Here is a 423-nt window from a genome sequence, read left to right on the forward strand (position 1 = left end):
GGCGGCTACGCGCGCACCTATTGGAACGGTTCGACCAAGAAGAACTGCGTGAAGTTCTGGTCCAGTCCCTACGACGGCCTCGCCTCGCACATCACCCTTGCGCTCTTCGACGAGGGCGGCGACTACTCCATCGACCCGCCCAAGGACCATCCGGCCAACCTGCACTACTACGCCGGACCGCTGTACACCTGGTTCCACTCGGCGGGGCAATGCATCCGGGTGAGCGGCTCGCTGGTCCGGGGCGGAGTGAAATACAACCTCAACACCGGACCGATCCGGTGCGGCTGATCCGTCGCCTCCGGCCGTAGGAGCCGACAGCGCCGCCGACCGCGGCGGCGCTGTACCGACGGTCGGCCCGTTCCGCACGCCGGGGGCATGCGCATGCCCCCGCACTCAGCTGGACGCCGACCGGAGACCTGCGAC

1 pseudogene is annotated in these 423 nt (G+C 68.3%); it reads left to right on the forward strand.

From position 1 onward, the window contains the following. Window positions 1–288, forward strand: a pseudogene (locus G3I71_RS48385) (hypothetical protein); the annotation flags it as partial. Between the last annotated feature and the right edge of the window lie 135 nt (window positions 289–423).

Source organism: Streptomyces sp. SID12501 (genome assembly GCF_010550245.1).
In the GTDB taxonomy this organism is placed as follows: domain Bacteria; phylum Actinomycetota; class Actinomycetes; order Streptomycetales; family Streptomycetaceae; genus Streptomyces.